The organism is Paenibacillus sp. 1-8, from assembly GCF_056316205.1.
This window is the reverse complement of the sequence record NZ_CM149995.1, coordinates 4,467,476-4,481,760: the sequence shown is the minus strand read 5'-3', so window position 1 is coordinate 4,481,760 and position 14,285 is coordinate 4,467,476. Positions and strand designations below refer to the sequence as shown.

At 46.3% G+C, this 14,285-nt stretch carries 14 protein-coding genes; 9 read left to right on the top strand and 5 right to left on the bottom strand.

What is annotated here, in order from left to right:
* Positions 1–14 precede the first annotated feature (14 nt).
* Positions 15–569, bottom strand: a complete 555-nt coding sequence (locus AC0WRU_RS20770) for a MarR family winged helix-turn-helix transcriptional regulator (RefSeq protein ID WP_025682048.1) — start codon at positions 567–569, stop codon at positions 15–17.
* A gap of 358 nt (positions 570–927) precedes the next feature.
* Between AC0WRU_RS20770 and AC0WRU_RS20765 the strand changes: the two genes are divergently transcribed.
* The 4 genes from AC0WRU_RS20765 (at position 928) to AC0WRU_RS20750 (ending at position 4,641) form a co-directional block, all read left to right on the top strand.
* Complete coding sequence (locus tag AC0WRU_RS20765; RefSeq protein ID WP_476126155.1) at positions 928–2,274, top strand: cytochrome ubiquinol oxidase subunit I; 1,347 nt, start codon at positions 928–930, stop codon at positions 2,272–2,274.
* Entirely contained in the window at positions 2,271–3,302 is a 1,032-nt protein-coding gene (locus tag AC0WRU_RS20760; RefSeq protein ID WP_476126154.1) for a cytochrome d ubiquinol oxidase subunit II, read from the top strand. The genes AC0WRU_RS20765 and AC0WRU_RS20760 overlap by 4 nt, the downstream gene beginning before the upstream one ends.
* 6 nt (positions 3,303–3,308) lie before the next feature.
* Complete coding sequence (cydS, locus tag AC0WRU_RS20755; protein WP_007432143.1) at positions 3,309–3,419, top strand: cytochrome bd oxidase small subunit CydS family protein; 111 nt, start codon at positions 3,309–3,311, stop codon at positions 3,417–3,419.
* A 211-nt stretch (positions 3,420–3,630) separates the two neighbouring features.
* The gene (locus AC0WRU_RS20750; protein ID WP_476126153.1) at positions 3,631–4,641 is read left to right on the top strand and encodes an MBL fold metallo-hydrolase; all 1,011 of its coding nucleotides are present in this window, start codon (positions 3,631–3,633) and stop codon (positions 4,639–4,641) included.
* Positions 4,642–4,754: 113 nt separating this feature from the next.
* Here the strand turns inward: AC0WRU_RS20750 and isdG are convergent, their stop codons facing one another.
* Genes isdG through AC0WRU_RS20730 form a run of 4 tightly spaced genes read right to left on the bottom strand, consistent with a single transcriptional unit; the run spans position 4,755 to position 7,883 of the window.
* Positions 4,755–5,111 (bottom strand): heme oxygenase, encoded by a 357-nt coding sequence (gene isdG, locus AC0WRU_RS20745; RefSeq protein WP_476126152.1) that lies wholly within the window; start codon positions 5,109–5,111, stop codon positions 4,755–4,757.
* A gap of 1 nt (position 5,112) precedes the next feature.
* The gene (locus AC0WRU_RS20740) at positions 5,113–5,904 is read right to left on the bottom strand and encodes an ABC transporter ATP-binding protein (RefSeq protein WP_476126151.1); all 792 of its coding nucleotides are present in this window, start codon (positions 5,902–5,904) and stop codon (positions 5,113–5,115) included.
* Complete coding sequence (locus tag AC0WRU_RS20735) at positions 5,901–6,899, bottom strand: FecCD family ABC transporter permease (RefSeq protein WP_476126150.1); 999 nt, start codon at positions 6,897–6,899, stop codon at positions 5,901–5,903. The genes AC0WRU_RS20740 and AC0WRU_RS20735 overlap by 4 nt, the downstream gene beginning before the upstream one ends.
* A 3-nt stretch (positions 6,900–6,902) precedes the next feature.
* Complete coding sequence (locus AC0WRU_RS20730; RefSeq protein WP_476126149.1) at positions 6,903–7,883, bottom strand: ABC transporter substrate-binding protein; 981 nt, start codon at positions 7,881–7,883, stop codon at positions 6,903–6,905.
* Between the two features lie 398 nt (positions 7,884–8,281).
* On the opposite strand from AC0WRU_RS20730, the gene isdC reads away from it, so the two are divergent.
* The 5 genes from isdC to isdE all read left to right on the top strand — a co-directional run bounded on the left by isdC (position 8,282) and on the right by isdE (position 14,281).
* Positions 8,282–8,797: a heme uptake protein IsdC gene (gene isdC / locus AC0WRU_RS20725; protein ID WP_476126148.1), complete on the top strand. Its 516-nt coding sequence runs from the start codon at positions 8,282–8,284 to the stop codon at positions 8,795–8,797.
* 71 nt (positions 8,798–8,868) lie between these two features.
* Entirely contained in the window at positions 8,869–9,336 is a 468-nt protein-coding gene (locus tag AC0WRU_RS20720) for an NEAT domain-containing protein (protein WP_476126147.1), read from the top strand.
* A 32-nt stretch (positions 9,337–9,368) separates the two neighbouring features.
* Positions 9,369–9,869, top strand: a complete 501-nt coding sequence (locus AC0WRU_RS20715; protein ID WP_476126146.1) for an NEAT domain-containing protein — start codon at positions 9,369–9,371, stop codon at positions 9,867–9,869.
* 87 nt (positions 9,870–9,956) lie between these two features.
* Complete coding sequence (locus tag AC0WRU_RS20710) at positions 9,957–13,163, top strand: NEAT domain-containing protein (protein ID WP_476126145.1); 3,207 nt, start codon at positions 9,957–9,959, stop codon at positions 13,161–13,163.
* 158 nt (positions 13,164–13,321) lie between these two features.
* Entirely contained in the window at positions 13,322–14,281 is a 960-nt protein-coding gene (isdE, locus tag AC0WRU_RS20705; RefSeq protein WP_476126144.1) for a heme ABC transporter substrate-binding protein IsdE, read from the top strand.
* Positions 14,282–14,285 lie beyond the last annotated feature (4 nt).

Genomic DNA, 14,285 nt, shown 5'->3' with positions numbered 1-14,285 from the left:
ATGTTTAAAAAAATTTATCTGCCCACCCCCAGTCTGCGCTCCATATGATGATGAAGCTTCTCTATAATCCGCGAAAAAATCACTTGTTCCTCAGGCTCCAAAATGCTCGCCAGGGAAGCGCACGAAGACCAGAATACAGGCAGTACCTGTTGTACAAGCTTGGAGCCCGCTACTGTAATACGTACATGAATCTTGCGTCGATCTGTGGAATTATGTTCTCTGATAATCCATCCTCTTTGCTCCGTCCAGTCCAGTATAGATGTAACGGAGGCACGTCGGATTCCGAGACGGTCGGCAATCATGGAGGGGCTCATTTGCTCCTGTGATTGATGTAGTGTCAGCAGCAACAGCAAATCCAGCTTGCTCTCCGTCAGGCCAAAAGCCGATAAATCCAGATCAATCGCGTCGAGCACGTTATCACCCGTCCATAGCAAGAAGAGACCCATGCGGGCAAGATGACGGTCGGTTTCCGCAAGAGCGGTTTGATCCATTAACTCCAGATAAGGCTCTGGACCGAGACGGGGGAGGGGATGTTGAACGGTATCCCGCTTATTTTGTTTTGGCGGCATAGTTTCACTCTTTTCATATAATTAGGTTATCTAACTATATAGCAATATAACCGATCGACTGCACATTGGCAATATCCAAAATGGAATCCTGCTAAATTTATAGCGGCAGGATGGTTAAAAATAACAAAATTTAGATAGACTAAGATATGTTCTCCCCATGCTCCAAACGACGAGTAAAGGAGGCGTTCCATGTTCCGCAAGCAGGAAAGAACGCTCATTATTGTGTGTATTGTGATAGCGGCTATTATGCTGTACGCAGTCATTAAAAGCATAGCCCGCTTGACTCCCTAGATTGTAATCCGAAGAAATGTATGCAGGTACTTTCTATTAAAATGTGAAATGAAGGAGTGAGTACCATTTGTCTTCACTGGACCCCGTATTGCTAAGCCGGATGTTGACCGGAATTACCCTGTTTGTTCATATTGTATTTGCATCTATCGGCGTTGGCGTACCTTTGATGATTGCGCTCGCGGAATGGCGCGGGCTGCGAACTGGTGATCCGCACTATACACTGCTGGCCCGACGTTGGGCGCGGGGGTTTGTCATCACCGTTGCCGTAGGTGTCGTTACAGGTACCTCCATTGGACTGCAACTCAGCTTGCTATGGCCTACCTTTATGCGGGTGGCTGGACAAGCGATTGCGTTGCCCCTGTTTTTGGAGACGTTTGCTTTTTTCATCGAAGCTATTTTTCTAGGCATTTACTTGTACACCTGGGATCGGTTTAAAAGCAAATATTTTCACCTGATGCTGCTCATTCCGGTAGCGATTGCCTCATCTGCATCAGCGGTTTTTATTACGACTGTGAACTCGTTCATGAACCAGCCTCAAGGCTTTACACTTAAAAATGGAGTCATGACAGATATTCATCCCATCCAGGCCATGCTGAATCCGGCCACGCCGACCAAGGTTTCTCATGTGCTGGCTTCCTCGTATACGTTGAGCGCCGGGCTGCTGATGGGACTGGCTGCCTATAGTATGCTACGGGGGCGTAACCACCCGTATTTTAAAAAAGCGCTGAAGCTGACCGCCACCTGCACCATTGTATTTGCTATCAGCACCGTGATGATCGGAGACGCTTCTGGTAAATTTCTGGCCAAATATCAGCCGGAGAAGCTGGCCGCCGCCGAATGGCATTTTGATACGATGACGCACGCTCCTTTCGTATATGGCGGTTATATGGACAAGAACGGAGACATCAAGTACGCCTTGAAAGTGCCTTATGCGCTTAGCGTTTTGGCCGGGAATCTGCCCAGTACGGAGGTCAAGGGATTAAATGATTATCCCGTAGATCAGCGTCCGCCGTTGTCTATCCACTATATGTTCGATCTCAAAATCACCACCGGGGTGCTGATTCTCGTCATTCCGCTGTTGTATCTGATTCGCAAACGTCTGCCAGGTCGTAAACCATACCCCAAATGGCTGCTGCTGGCGCTCATTCTGGTGGGGCCGATGGCTATGGTAGCCATTGAGCTGGGCTGGATGTTTGCGGAGGTCGGCAGACAGCCGTGGATTTTACGCGGATACATGAAGGTGTCCGAAGCAGCAACCACTTCTACGAGTGTTGGGTGGATGCTGGTGTTGTTTGTTATTTTGTATCTGGTGTTGTGTTTCTCGGCCATTAAGGTACTCAGCAAGCTATTCCGTAATAAGGATGCGGTGGAAGAGATGAAGCAGTTGGGCCTGGAAGGGGCTGAAGGCAAGTGAGCTATGAAATTGTAGGTATCGCCATTTTGTGGACCTTCCTGTTCGGATATTTGCTTGTGGCATCTATTGATTTTGGTGCAGGTTTTTTCAGCTTTTACAGTGTGTTAACAGGCCACCAGAACAAAATCCACAATATCATTCAACGGTATTTGTCTCCAGTGTGGGAGGTAACGAACGTATTTCTCATCTTTTTTGTGGTGGGATTGAACGGGTTCTTCCCGGATGCGGCTTATTACTATGGCACAGCGTTACTCGTTCCCGGCAGTATTGCGATTGTGCTTCTCGCGATCCGGGGAGTGTATTATGCTTACAATACGTATGGGCATTCCGGTAAAAATAATATCGTCTACATGGCGTTGTACGGTGCGACTGGGTTGCTGATTCCGGCGGCACTGTCGACGGTCCTTGCTATTTCGGAAGGCGGCATAATTGTAGAGAACGACACAGGTGTTCATCTTCAATGGGGCCAGCTATTAAGCAACCCCTATACGTGGGCGGTTATTTTTCTGGCGTTGGTGAGTGTGCTGTATATTTCAGCGATGTTTTTGTCGTACTATGCCAAAAGGGCGGGAGACAAGGTCGCTTTTGAAATCGTACGGGGATATGCGCTGCTTTGGAGTGGTCCAACGATTGTAGCGAGTCTGCTCGCATTTTTTCAGATTAACAAACAAAATCCGGACCATTTTGCCAATATGCTGAATATGGCATGGATGTTTGTCGCCTCCTTCGTCTGCTTTGTCGGAGCTGTCTATCTGGTATGGCGTCGTCGTCATCTCGGAACCTCCTTTATTCTGGTCATGCTGCAATTTGCATTTGCCTGGTATGGCTATGGTCGCTCGCATTTGCCGTATGTTTTGTATCCCTACATTAATGTGCATCACAGCTTTACGAACTCCGCAATGGCGTATGCATTGATTACGGCGTTTATTGCGGGTCTGCTGGTATTGATTCCTTCGCTGATTTTGATCTTGAGACTGTTCCTATTCGATGCAAAATATGTGCGAGGAGAAGCAGGGAAGAAAGGGTGAGTACAAATGGCTGCTTTCGAGCATTTTACGATTATGTACGAGTCGCCTATTATTATTGTGGTGGCGATTGTGTTTCTGTTTATTTATTCGGCACGCTTTAAAAATCCACAGGACTGACAGCAATAGGTGGAACAGGCCTTTCTGATTGATCCGGGAGGTCTGTTTTTGCTGTATTATCGCAGAATTTCCTTTACAGACGTGATTGAATTATACTTTACATATATCAGGCTGTTGCATCATTTCATGTTCACACTCGAGTGACAATGTATAGTTAAATTGAACCGCTGCGTTTTTTGGAGAACGCGTTCATCAGGGAGGGAGCTGCATCATGCCCAAAGTTCGTTTTAACAATATGGATCATGTAAATACCGATAAAACAATCAAGCAATTCAGACAATGGCGGCAGGAGCGACGCAGCAAAATAAAGGATTATACGTTCGTTGTGCCAAACCATCCCCCAGAGCTGGAGTTCCTGCATAGTAATCGGGAGATGGCGACAGCCACCTGGGTGGGACACTCCACCTTTTTCATCCAGTATCTTGGGCTGAATATCGTCACCGATCCGATATGGGCAGAACGTATGGCTTTTGATAAAAGGTTGGCTCCGCCCGGCATTCGCATTCAGGATGTACCGCCGCTGGATATCATTCTGCTGTCTCATTCGCATTATGATCATTTACATTTAGAATCATTGCGGAAATTATATCGTGCAGATACGCTGATGCTTGTACCCTCGGGGTTAAAGTCGAAAATGGTCCGCAAAGGCTTTCGTAACTGCCATGAGCTGCAATGGTGGGAGCATTTTACGGTAGGCGGGGTACGATTTACGTTTGTTCCGGCCCAGCATTGGACACGACGTACGCCGTTTGATACCAATACTTCGCATTGGGGTGGATACGTGCTGCAAAGTGAGCAGCAGGTGATCGGCTCTGCCACGTCTGTCGCGGAATCCCATCGTCATTCGGATGCAGATTCAGCGGATGCACCGACGTTGTATTTTGTGGGAGACACCGGATATTTCCGCGGCTTTAAGGAGATTGGAGAGCGCTTTGCCATTGATCTGACCTTTATGCCGATTGGTGCGTATGAGCCGGAATGGTTCATGACCTCGCAGCATGTGACACCGGAGGAGGCGTTACAAGGGTTTGTAGATTGCGGCGCGGATCAGATGATCCCGATGCATTACGGAGCCTTTAAGCTGGCGGATGATACGCCGAGAGAGGCGCTGGATCGTCTCGAAGCGGAGCGTGAACGCTTGGGCATCGCCAAGGAGCGCATTCACATACTGGGACACGGTGAGACGCTGAAAATTCAAAGCCGCTGTTCAACTATCATCTGAGGATTCCATATAAAAAGCGACTCCGCAGACCTTTGTCCGCAGAGTCGCTTTTTATGGTTGTTTTGAATGAGTGAAAAGGTACGGGCAGACAAGTCTGTCGCTGTGTTACAGGATCAAACCGCTTCGGTATCGCTCACGAGTGAGGATTCGGAGTCAGTGTTGGCAATGGGGTGCCGCACGATTTTGACTTCATAGAACGTGATTTTATTATCTAAAATATAGTCCGGAATTTGGCGATGGCTGTGTGATTCACGGAAAGCTTCGCTTTTGGTCCAGCCCTGGAAGTTTTCTTTTTCCTTCCAGCGTGTGCTGATCGTTACTTCATCATAATCCTTTGTGTTTTCAGTGAGCAGTACTTCCAGACCGAGGAAGCCTTCCATTTTCTCCACTTTGCCTTCTTTGTTAAAGCGTTCGATGAGCAGGTGGGCATTGCCTGGGGTGATTTTAGATGTGTTTGTAACGATAACCATATTAAATTCCTCCTGAATGATGTGGTATGGTCGGTATAATGATCGGATAGCCATCCTCAAATTTGATCGTAGCGTTCATTTCATAAATGTCGCGAAGAAAAGCAGACGTCAAAATCTGACGGGGTTCGCCGGCAATGGCGATACGTCCCCTTTTAAGCGCAATCATATGATGACAATAGGCCGCAGCTTGCTGCAAATCATGCAGTACCATAACAATCGTCAAGCCGGACTCGTGATGGATACGCCTCAGCATATCCATCACCTCAAATTGATGGGCGATATCCAGAAAAGTGGTAGGTTCATCGAGCAAAAGAATGCCCGTTTGTTGGGCCAGAGCCATTGCAATTCGCGCTTTTTGTTGTTCACCTCCTGATAGAGTATGGAACATCCGATCCGCATAGGGCTTCATGCCTGTGATTTCCATGACATGGTCCACAATATGCTGATCCTGTCCGGTATGCCGTGTCCTCAAGCCCTTGGCATGAGGGGATCTTCCGTAAGCGACCAGCTCACGAACCGTTAATAACGGCAGCATTTCCTTCATTTGCGGCAGCATGGTAATCGTCTGGGCAAAATCACGTCGCTTGTATTCCTGAACCGGCTTGCCCAGTACGGAAACCTGCCCCTGATCCTGCTTGAGCAGCCGGGTCATAATCCGCAAAAGCGTGGACTTGCCCGAGCCGTTGGGCCCGACAATCGCGGTGAGCTGTCCGGCGGGCAAGGTGATGTTTACATCGTCCAGCCTGAAATACCCGTGTTGTAAGGAGATATGCTCACCCTGAATGGCTGTCATCCGAAATTCCCCCGTTTCTTGAGCAGGATTAAGAAGAACGGCGCTCCGATGACGGCCAGCAAAATACCTACAGGCAGCTCAATCGGGTCAAACCAGGATCGTGCCACCGTATCCGCGAGGACTACCAGCGTTCCGCCGCCCAGAATGGAAAGGGGAAGGAGGAAACGATAATCCTCCCCGATTAGCAGCCGTATGACATGGGGAACGACCAGTCCTACAAAGCCGATCAGCCCCGCCACACTGACCGCCGTACCGGCGAGCAGGGCAGAGAGCAAGATAATGAGCAGCCGCTGAAGCTCTACTCGCTGTCCGAGCAGTTGTGCTGAATCGTCGCCCAGCAGCAGCAAATTGGCAGGCTTGATCGCAAACAGGGAGGCGATTAAGCCGATGATGGCGTAAGGCGCCATGAACTCCAGATGATGCCAGCTTCGTCCGTTCAATCCGCCGGATAGCCACGGCAGAACTGCTTGCACGCGGTCGCTGTACATGACCATCACACCGTTGGTGAGCGCGCCCAGCAGCGCATTGATGGCAACGCCAGCCAGCACGATTTTGACTGGAGAAGCCCCCCGGTCCCAAGCCAGCAGATAAATGACAATAGCACTCAGAAAGGCTCCCGAAAAGGCCGTTACCGGAAGAAGATAACTGAGCTGCGGAAGCATTACCATCGTGATGACCGCAGCGAGTCCGCCACCAGCCGATACGCCAATAATGCCGGGATCAGCCAAGGGATTTTTCATCACTCCCTGAAGAAGTGCCCCGGAAGCTGCCAGACATGCTCCTACGAGCAGACCCACTAGTACTCTGGGGAGCCGGAGATCCATCAGAATTGTGCGATATATAGAGTCATCGTTATACAGCAAAACCTGATTGATTTCTCGTAGTGGAATCGACACCGATCCGTAAGCCAGGCCGTACACGGATACAGCTAGCAACAGGATCGGAAGCGTAATCCAGGCGATGGTGCGTCTTCTGGCGCGTTGTAGTTTGTTCATCGCTTATTTCGCCGGATACAGCTTTTGATGCATCAAATCCAGTGCCTCAGTAACCCGTGTGCCGGGATTTGTTCCGAACAGATCCGAGGGTAAAACTTCAACCTGATTGTTTTTGACTGCCCGAATTCCACTCCAAGCTGCATTTTCCTGCATTTCCTTGATAAATGCGGCTTTGACCTCATCCGTATTGCCGTGGGTCATAATCAGGATGTAGTCAGGGTCGGCCTGTACGATGCGTTCCGTATTTAGCTGCGCATATTGCGGGAAATTTTGCAGGCCCGGAAAATCAGCCGCAATATTAGAACCGCCAGCCATTTCCAAAATATTTCCGCCTAATGAATTCGGCAATGCCGCCATATATGTGGCCGGGGCTCCGTAGACAAGCAGCACTTTAGGTTTGGAGGTAGAGGCAGTTTCCTTTTGTAATGTGGCTATCTGTTGGTCAATTTGCTGATTCAGCTTCACGGCCTGAGCCTGCTTTTGCAGTAATTGTCCGAAGAGTGTAATTTGTGACTGAATATCTTTGACTGAATTGGCCCCTGTCAGCAGCAACTGCGAACCGACACCTTCAATAGCTGGAATGTCTTTCTCATTCATAGGATAATTGCCCAATACAACATCAGGTTTGAGCATTGTAATTTTCTCCAGATCGACTTCATGAGTAGAACCTACTTGTTGAACGTTTTCAGCAGCAGGCACGACGGAAGGTCCATTCGAGTTGGGTCTGCCGACGGCTGTCCCGCCCAAAGCATATATGATATCCAGATCGCCATTGCTGAGCGCAATGATATGTTGAGGGACACCTTGGAACGCCAGCGTCCGTTTTGAAAAATCAGTAACCTGAATCGCCGCATCGCTTGTTGTACCGGAAGTCGCAGATACAGATGCAGTGGCTGGTTTGTGATCTGCGGCCGGAGTACCATTACTACATCCGGTAACTGCGAATAAAAGCGCTGCGGATGACCACAACACATAAGATTTCATGTCATTCCTCCTGCAATTTTGAGTTAAATAATAATGATAATCATTTTCATTTACGTATAAGAGAATGATAATGAATATCAATGGAGATTGTCAATTGAAAAAACCAAAATTTTAAATAATTTATTTACTGAAATGGAGTAGATGGGATTCATGGTATAGAGGAAGGTATCCTAAATTTTTCTTAAAAAATAGCATATATCAAGGGGTTATGTACACGCTAATACATATTGACATTTTCGAAAAGTGTAAGATATATTGGTGATGGGTTCACTTGGTTTTGCGAATTTCTGGATGGGAAGGTGGGGAGGAAAAGCTCAAGAAGAGCTATTTTTTTTAAAAATTCAATTGAGAATGATAATCAATTACTTATATTCTCGTGGGGAGGAACTGCTGTCAAAATGAGGAAGGGTTATTCTGCAATGATTGCTGTGTTTCTGCTGGTCAGTGTGCTGAGCTTTTGGCCAACCTCATCATCTGTGGTAGCCGCTACAGCTTCTACAAAATTGGCGGATGGTACATACACGCTTAAATACAATATTCTCAAGGCCGAAAACGATTCTGTATCCATGGCTAATGATTATTTTGAAAAGCCAGCCAAGCTGTATGTAAACAAAGGCCAAATGACCATGCAAATTAAGCTGAATCACAGCGAATGGACAACCGGGTTTAAAGTGGATTACAAAGGCAAAATTATCGACACAAAGGTCATTCACAAGGACACCAAAACCGATACCCGTACTGTGCAATTTCCAATTACAACTGTGAACAGCCCGCTGATTTCAAAAATTCATGTTACCGTCCCTGCGTATAACTATGATCATGACTATACCATTCGCTTCGCTTTTGATTCCAAAAGTGTCAAAAAGGTAGCGGCCGTCCAGTCAACGAAATCAACCAAATCTTCTAAAAAGTAAATTCAAGCAATCTTATCGTTCATGAAATCAACATAAATTCAAGCATAAAAAATGGAGGAGTGTGTGTAGATATGAATATGGTAATGAATCGCTTTGAACAGTTTTCTTTCAAAAAGGTACTCGTTGCATTGATCATGACAGCGCTTGTTTTTGCGGTTATTGCTCCGTTCTCCGCTAAAGCGGCAGCAGCTGACGGCGCGTATGCAGTAGACTATACCGTTCTGAAAGATCAAACGAATGAAACCTCCCGTCTGGATAGCTATTTGACGAAACCAGCTCAGGTTACTGTAGCTAATGGCAAAAATGTTGTTCGTTTGACTGTGAAAAGCAGTAATCTGATCACGACGTTCAAAGTGAAACAAAACGGTGTACTGCAAGATGCGACTGTGGTAAGCACAGATACTGCCAACAACACTCGCGTAGTGGAATTCGAAGTTGCTGACCTGAATGCTAAAGTCAACGCTTACGCTGAAATCACCATTCCAGTCATTGGCTACACAGGCAAGTATGACGTACAACTGCAATTCGACGAAATCTAATCCAAAATAAAACGTAAAAGGAGACTGAGAACATGAACATGATCATGAACCGTATGGAAAAATTGTCTTTAAAAAAAGTGATGCTGACTGTATTGATGGCTGCTCTGGTATTTGTTGTACTAGCTCCATTTTCTGCAAATAAAGCGAATGCGGCTTTGCCTAACGGTACGTACACCATTGATTACACAGTGTACAAAGATGGTACAACTTCACCTTCCTACATGGACACAGGCGGTTATGTGGCGAAGCCAGCTACCTTGATTGCTGCTAATGGTCAGTACAAGGTTAGAGTGACGATTACCAAAAGCGCTTGGGTCACTGAATTCAAGACACAACAAAATGGTCAATATGTGAATGCAACTGTAGTCAGTACATCCGGTAATACAAGAGTGGTTGAGTTTCCGGTGAGCGATTTGTCCGCACCATTGAACGCTAAACTTCACGTAAGCGTACCAAAAGAATACACTGGCGGTGTGCCATACGAGCACGATTACATCGTTCAATTTGGTTTTGATGAAGATACGATTAATTAGTACAGAGACATTGCATGGATTTGAATACTCATTTGAAGTTCGGGAGAGCTTCAAATGAGTATATTTTAAGTAGGGGGATTAATACACTTGAAGAGGCAATTTAGAAAATACTTAATAACGTTAGCGACCTTTGCCATGCTGCTTTCGGTTGTGTTCCCGTTTGCACCAGTTGTATCTGCCGAAGATACTGTCACATCAACTGAATCTGGTGCGTCTGCAACTTCTGTGAGTGAGGATGTATATTCGATAGAACCAAGTATGGCGGAAACAACCCCGACAGAGAACGAAACGGCACCATCGGGAGGTGTGGTTTCAGTTGCAGAGGTACAGAGCCCCAGCGTCGTTCAGGACTCCAATAAATATTCAATTGAATATGCAGTGAAGAACAGAAAGACAGGCAACAATTCACCCCAAGCTCTCTATTTTGTGAAACCAGCTACTTTTAAAGTAGAGTATAATGCGTCAGTCGGACAAGCTACGTATCATGTTTCTTTGAATATTGATAATCCAACAGAACCATTATTAACAGATTTTGAATTTAAACAAAATGGAGAAGGTATTTCTGCTCATGTTTCAGATTTGGTCCAAACAGGAGACAAGTATAATCAAAGATCTGTAACATTTGACGTGTATGATTTAACTCAGAAAATTGATGTGGATTTTAATTTCAAAAATATAAAGAGAGAAAACTCGATTGAATTTGATCCATCTACAATAAAGGTTGCAGAGGAGACGACTCCGCCTGTAACATCACCAGAACCCGAGGTTCCTTTACAACCAGGAAACCTTGACTTCACGATTTTGACAGATAAATCGCAAGATGTGTCCGTTATGGATGGCTATGCTGTAAAACCAGCTAAACTGGTTCAAAAAGAAAACAAATGGTATGTACAACTGACACTTAAAAACAGCAGTTGGATTCCATCCTTCCAAACAGAACAGAACGGAAAATACGAAGAAGCCACTACGGTATCCACTGAGGGTGACCAACGTACAATCGAGTTTGAAGTAGGCAATCTGTCTAACAAAGTAAACGCTTATACCCACGTTATCGTGCCTGGTTTGGAATTCGGCGGAGTACCATACGATCATTGGTACTATGTTCAAATCCAGTTTAACGGCAGTGTTACCCCTGATCCGGGTACACCTTCGACTTTGGTGGATGGAACGTATTCCATCAACTTTGATGCGCTGCACGCAACCAAGGACCAAGCCTCTTCGATGGCACGGTACTTGGTGTCGCCAGCAACATTGACAGCGACTAAAGGCAAATATGAAGTGTCCATCCAGATCAAGGACAGTGCAACGATAACGAAGTTTAAAACCGAACAAAACGGAACGTTAACGGACGCAGGCACTGTGAGTGAGGATAAAGCAGCCGATACTCGCATTGTGAAGTTCCCAGTGGCTGATTTGGATGCCATTTTAAATGCGCAGGTTCATGTTAGTACCAGCTACAACGGAACCGCTTATGAAATGGATCATGCGATCCGCCTCAAATTCGACCGTAGCAGCATTGCGGTTAAAGGAACGGATGGCGGTACAACTCCTGGGGCTGAGAACGGCAGATACAGCATTGATTTCTCTGTACTCAAAAATGGAAGCAATGAAATATCTGTGATGGATGGTTATATGCAAAAACCAGCCACTCTATTGAAGCAATCCGGCAAAAATTTGATCCAGATCAAAATGGACAAGAGCAGCTGGATTAAGACGTTCAAGGTAAACGGTGCAGAGGCTCTGGTTATTGATCAATCGACCTCCGCAGATACAAGAACCATACAATTTGAAGTCGCAGATCTATCGGATAAAGTTTCAGTGAATACACATGTCATCGTACCGGGTCTGGAATTGGGTGGCATCCCTTATGACCACGTATATGATGTGCAGTATCAATTCGAGCCTGCTACCATTCGCAGCTTTGTCGAACCGTCCTCTTCAGGGTCACCAGATCCAATCGTCAAATTGGATTTTGACAAGCTCGCTAATGGTAAATATGTTTTGAAATTCAGTATTGTTTTAGCGGATGGAACAACAGGAGAGAATTCTCCGGCTCAACGCTTTATTGCCAATGAACCAGCGCAATTGGTCGTGGAAGGCGACAAACGGTTTGTTGGTCTAAAGCTGCAAAACAGCAACGAAGTGAAGGCATTGCGCATTTGGGATACTGCAAGCGGAGGCTACAAAGACGCAGAAGTGACCCAGGAAGATGCAGCAAGCAATACCAAGAACGTTCGTTTTGGCGTAAGCGACTTTAAGAACAACGTAAAAGTACAACTGGTTGTCTACGAAGCTCCGAAGGTAGCGAGTGCTGCTCCGATGGTCTTCAAAGCTGAGGATCGTGTAGAGAAGGTATACGATTTTGAATTCAAATTCGATACTAGCGATGTAACGTATTACAACGATAAAAAGACAAGCGAAGTTGAAAAAGGGAAAAGCAATTTAGCCGATGGAGAGTACACAGCGAATTTCCGTGTGCTGGCGAACGGAACAGACAAGGAATCCCTTGTAGCTCCTTTTGTACAGAGTCTCGCGAAGCTGGTTGTGAAGAATGGCAAAGTGCAAGCACATCTAACCGTTACGGATAATCAGGCTCTGAAGCTGTTCCAAACAGACATTGAAGGCCGTTATGCCAACCCGACCGTTGTTGGTTCCAACACGAAAGGTGGCACGCGCACCATCGCTTTTGAAGTGCCTGATCTGGACAAAAAGCTGAGCGTGTACACACAGGTATACCTGCCTGAGAAATTCATTTTGAATGAAAAATTCGGCGGACAAATTCAATTTGACCGTGCATCGCTTAAAGGCGAGGGAGTCAATGCAGCTACAACCGCACCAGCTACTGAGCGGACAGCAGAAACGCAAACACCTGTGGCTGAAACGAAACCTGTAGTTGAGCAACCAGCTCAAACCTTAGCTTCCGAAAAGCAATACACGATCAATTACAACGTATTTAAAGATAAAACGAGCGAAGCTTCCGTCATGGATGGATACCTCGACAAGCCAGCCACACTGATTGAAAAGGGAGATAAGCGTTATATTCAAGTTACTTTGAAAAATAGCTCTTGGATGCCTGTTCTTCAAGTGGAGCAGAACGGTAGCCTGAAAGATGTGGAGGTAATTTCGACATCTGGCGATACGCGTGTCGTTCAATTTGAAGTCGGGGACTTGTCTCAGAAAATCAGTGCCTACACCCACGTCATTGTGCCAGGATTGGTTCTTGGCGGCGTGCCGTATGATCACTGGTATACAGTTCAGTTTCAATTTGATAAAGCAAGCCTGAAAGCAAAATAACATCAGGACGCAGGAGCATCATACTTGCTTCAATAACAGAATAGCTTGTATGCAAGCAAGTCTTGGTGCCCTGGCATCAAGACTTGTCAGCATTTCATTACCCGAAAAGTTGAGGCTCATGCTGCTTCTATATTTTAAACTGAGGTGATTTGGCTTTCATGAAACGATATACAGCTTTGGTACAAGGGAAATCGTTCTGCTTTTATATGTTGATAGGTCTGGTGCTTTTGTTGCTCGCCGGATGTTCGGGAGGAACACAGGCCGGACAGAATCAGAGCGATGGTTCAAAATCAGCGGCAACATCTAATGCAACCGGAAAGTCGTCTGACGATCAAGCTCAAGCTCCGCGTATTGTGGCGACTACGGTAGCCATTGCAGAAATTACGGATGCGCTGGGCCTGGATTTGGCAGGCAAGCCGACAAGCATGAAAGTACTGCCTGACCGTTACAAGGATGTACCTGATGTGGGTAATCCGATGAGTCCTGATATGGAAAAGGTGATGTCGTTGAAACCAACGGACGTACTGTCGGTTACGACACTGAAATATGATTTGGAGCCTAAATTTAAGGACTTGAAAATCAATGCCGAATTTATGAATTTTGAAAGTCTCGCGAATATGCAAAAAGAAATTCAAAAGCTGGGAGATACGTTCGGTAAAGCCGAAAAGGCCAGAGAGATTAATGGAGCCTTGGACGCCAAAGTAGCCGAGATTCAACAAAAGATCAAGGGGAAGAAGTCCCCTAAAGTGTTGATTTTGCTGGGGGTACCGGGAAGCTATCTGGTGGCTACCGAGCATTCCTATATTGGGGATCTGGTTAAAATTGCAGGCGGAACAAATGTGGTTCAGGGCGAGAAGGTGGAGTTTATTGCCCACAATACCGAAGCCTTGCAACAGTCCAATCCGGATATTATTTTGCGTGCTGCACACGGGATGCCGGATGAAGTGGTCAAAATGTTCGACGAAGAGTTCAAAACCAATGATATTTGGAAACATTTTAACGCTGTGAAAAACGGACACGTCTATGATCTGCCTGAGCCGCTGTTTGGAACAACAGGAAATTTGGCGGCAAACTCGGCGCTGGATGAGCTAGTAAAAATGTTGTATCCTTCGAATTAAAGGA

What these genes read in the sequence shown, in the direction of transcription:
- AC0WRU_RS20770 (WP_025682048.1), bottom strand. Translation starts at nt 569, where the DNA reads ATGCCGCCAAAACAAAATAAGCGGGATACCGTTCAACATCCCCTCCCC.
- cydS (WP_007432143.1), top strand. Translation starts at nt 3,309, where the DNA reads ATGGCTGCTTTCGAGCATTTTACGATTATGTACGAGTCGCCTATTATT.
- AC0WRU_RS20750 (WP_476126153.1), top strand. Translation starts at nt 3,631, where the DNA reads ATGCCCAAAGTTCGTTTTAACAATATGGATCATGTAAATACCGATAAA.
- isdG (WP_476126152.1), bottom strand. Translation starts at nt 5,111, where the DNA reads ATGGTTATCGTTACAAACACATCTAAAATCACCCCAGGCAATGCCCAC.
- AC0WRU_RS20740 (WP_476126151.1), bottom strand. Translation starts at nt 5,904, where the DNA reads ATGACAGCCATTCAGGGTGAGCATATCTCCTTACAACACGGGTATTTC.
- AC0WRU_RS20735 (WP_476126150.1), bottom strand. Translation starts at nt 6,899, where the DNA reads ATGAACAAACTACAACGCGCCAGAAGACGCACCATCGCCTGGATTACG.
- AC0WRU_RS20730 (WP_476126149.1), bottom strand. Translation starts at nt 7,883, where the DNA reads ATGAAATCTTATGTGTTGTGGTCATCCGCAGCGCTTTTATTCGCAGTT.
- isdC (WP_476126148.1), top strand. Translation starts at nt 8,282, where the DNA reads ATGAGGAAGGGTTATTCTGCAATGATTGCTGTGTTTCTGCTGGTCAGT.
- AC0WRU_RS20720 (WP_476126147.1), top strand. Translation starts at nt 8,869, where the DNA reads ATGAATATGGTAATGAATCGCTTTGAACAGTTTTCTTTCAAAAAGGTA.
- AC0WRU_RS20715 (WP_476126146.1), top strand. Translation starts at nt 9,369, where the DNA reads ATGAACATGATCATGAACCGTATGGAAAAATTGTCTTTAAAAAAAGTG.
- isdE (WP_476126144.1), top strand. Translation starts at nt 13,322, where the DNA reads ATGAAACGATATACAGCTTTGGTACAAGGGAAATCGTTCTGCTTTTAT.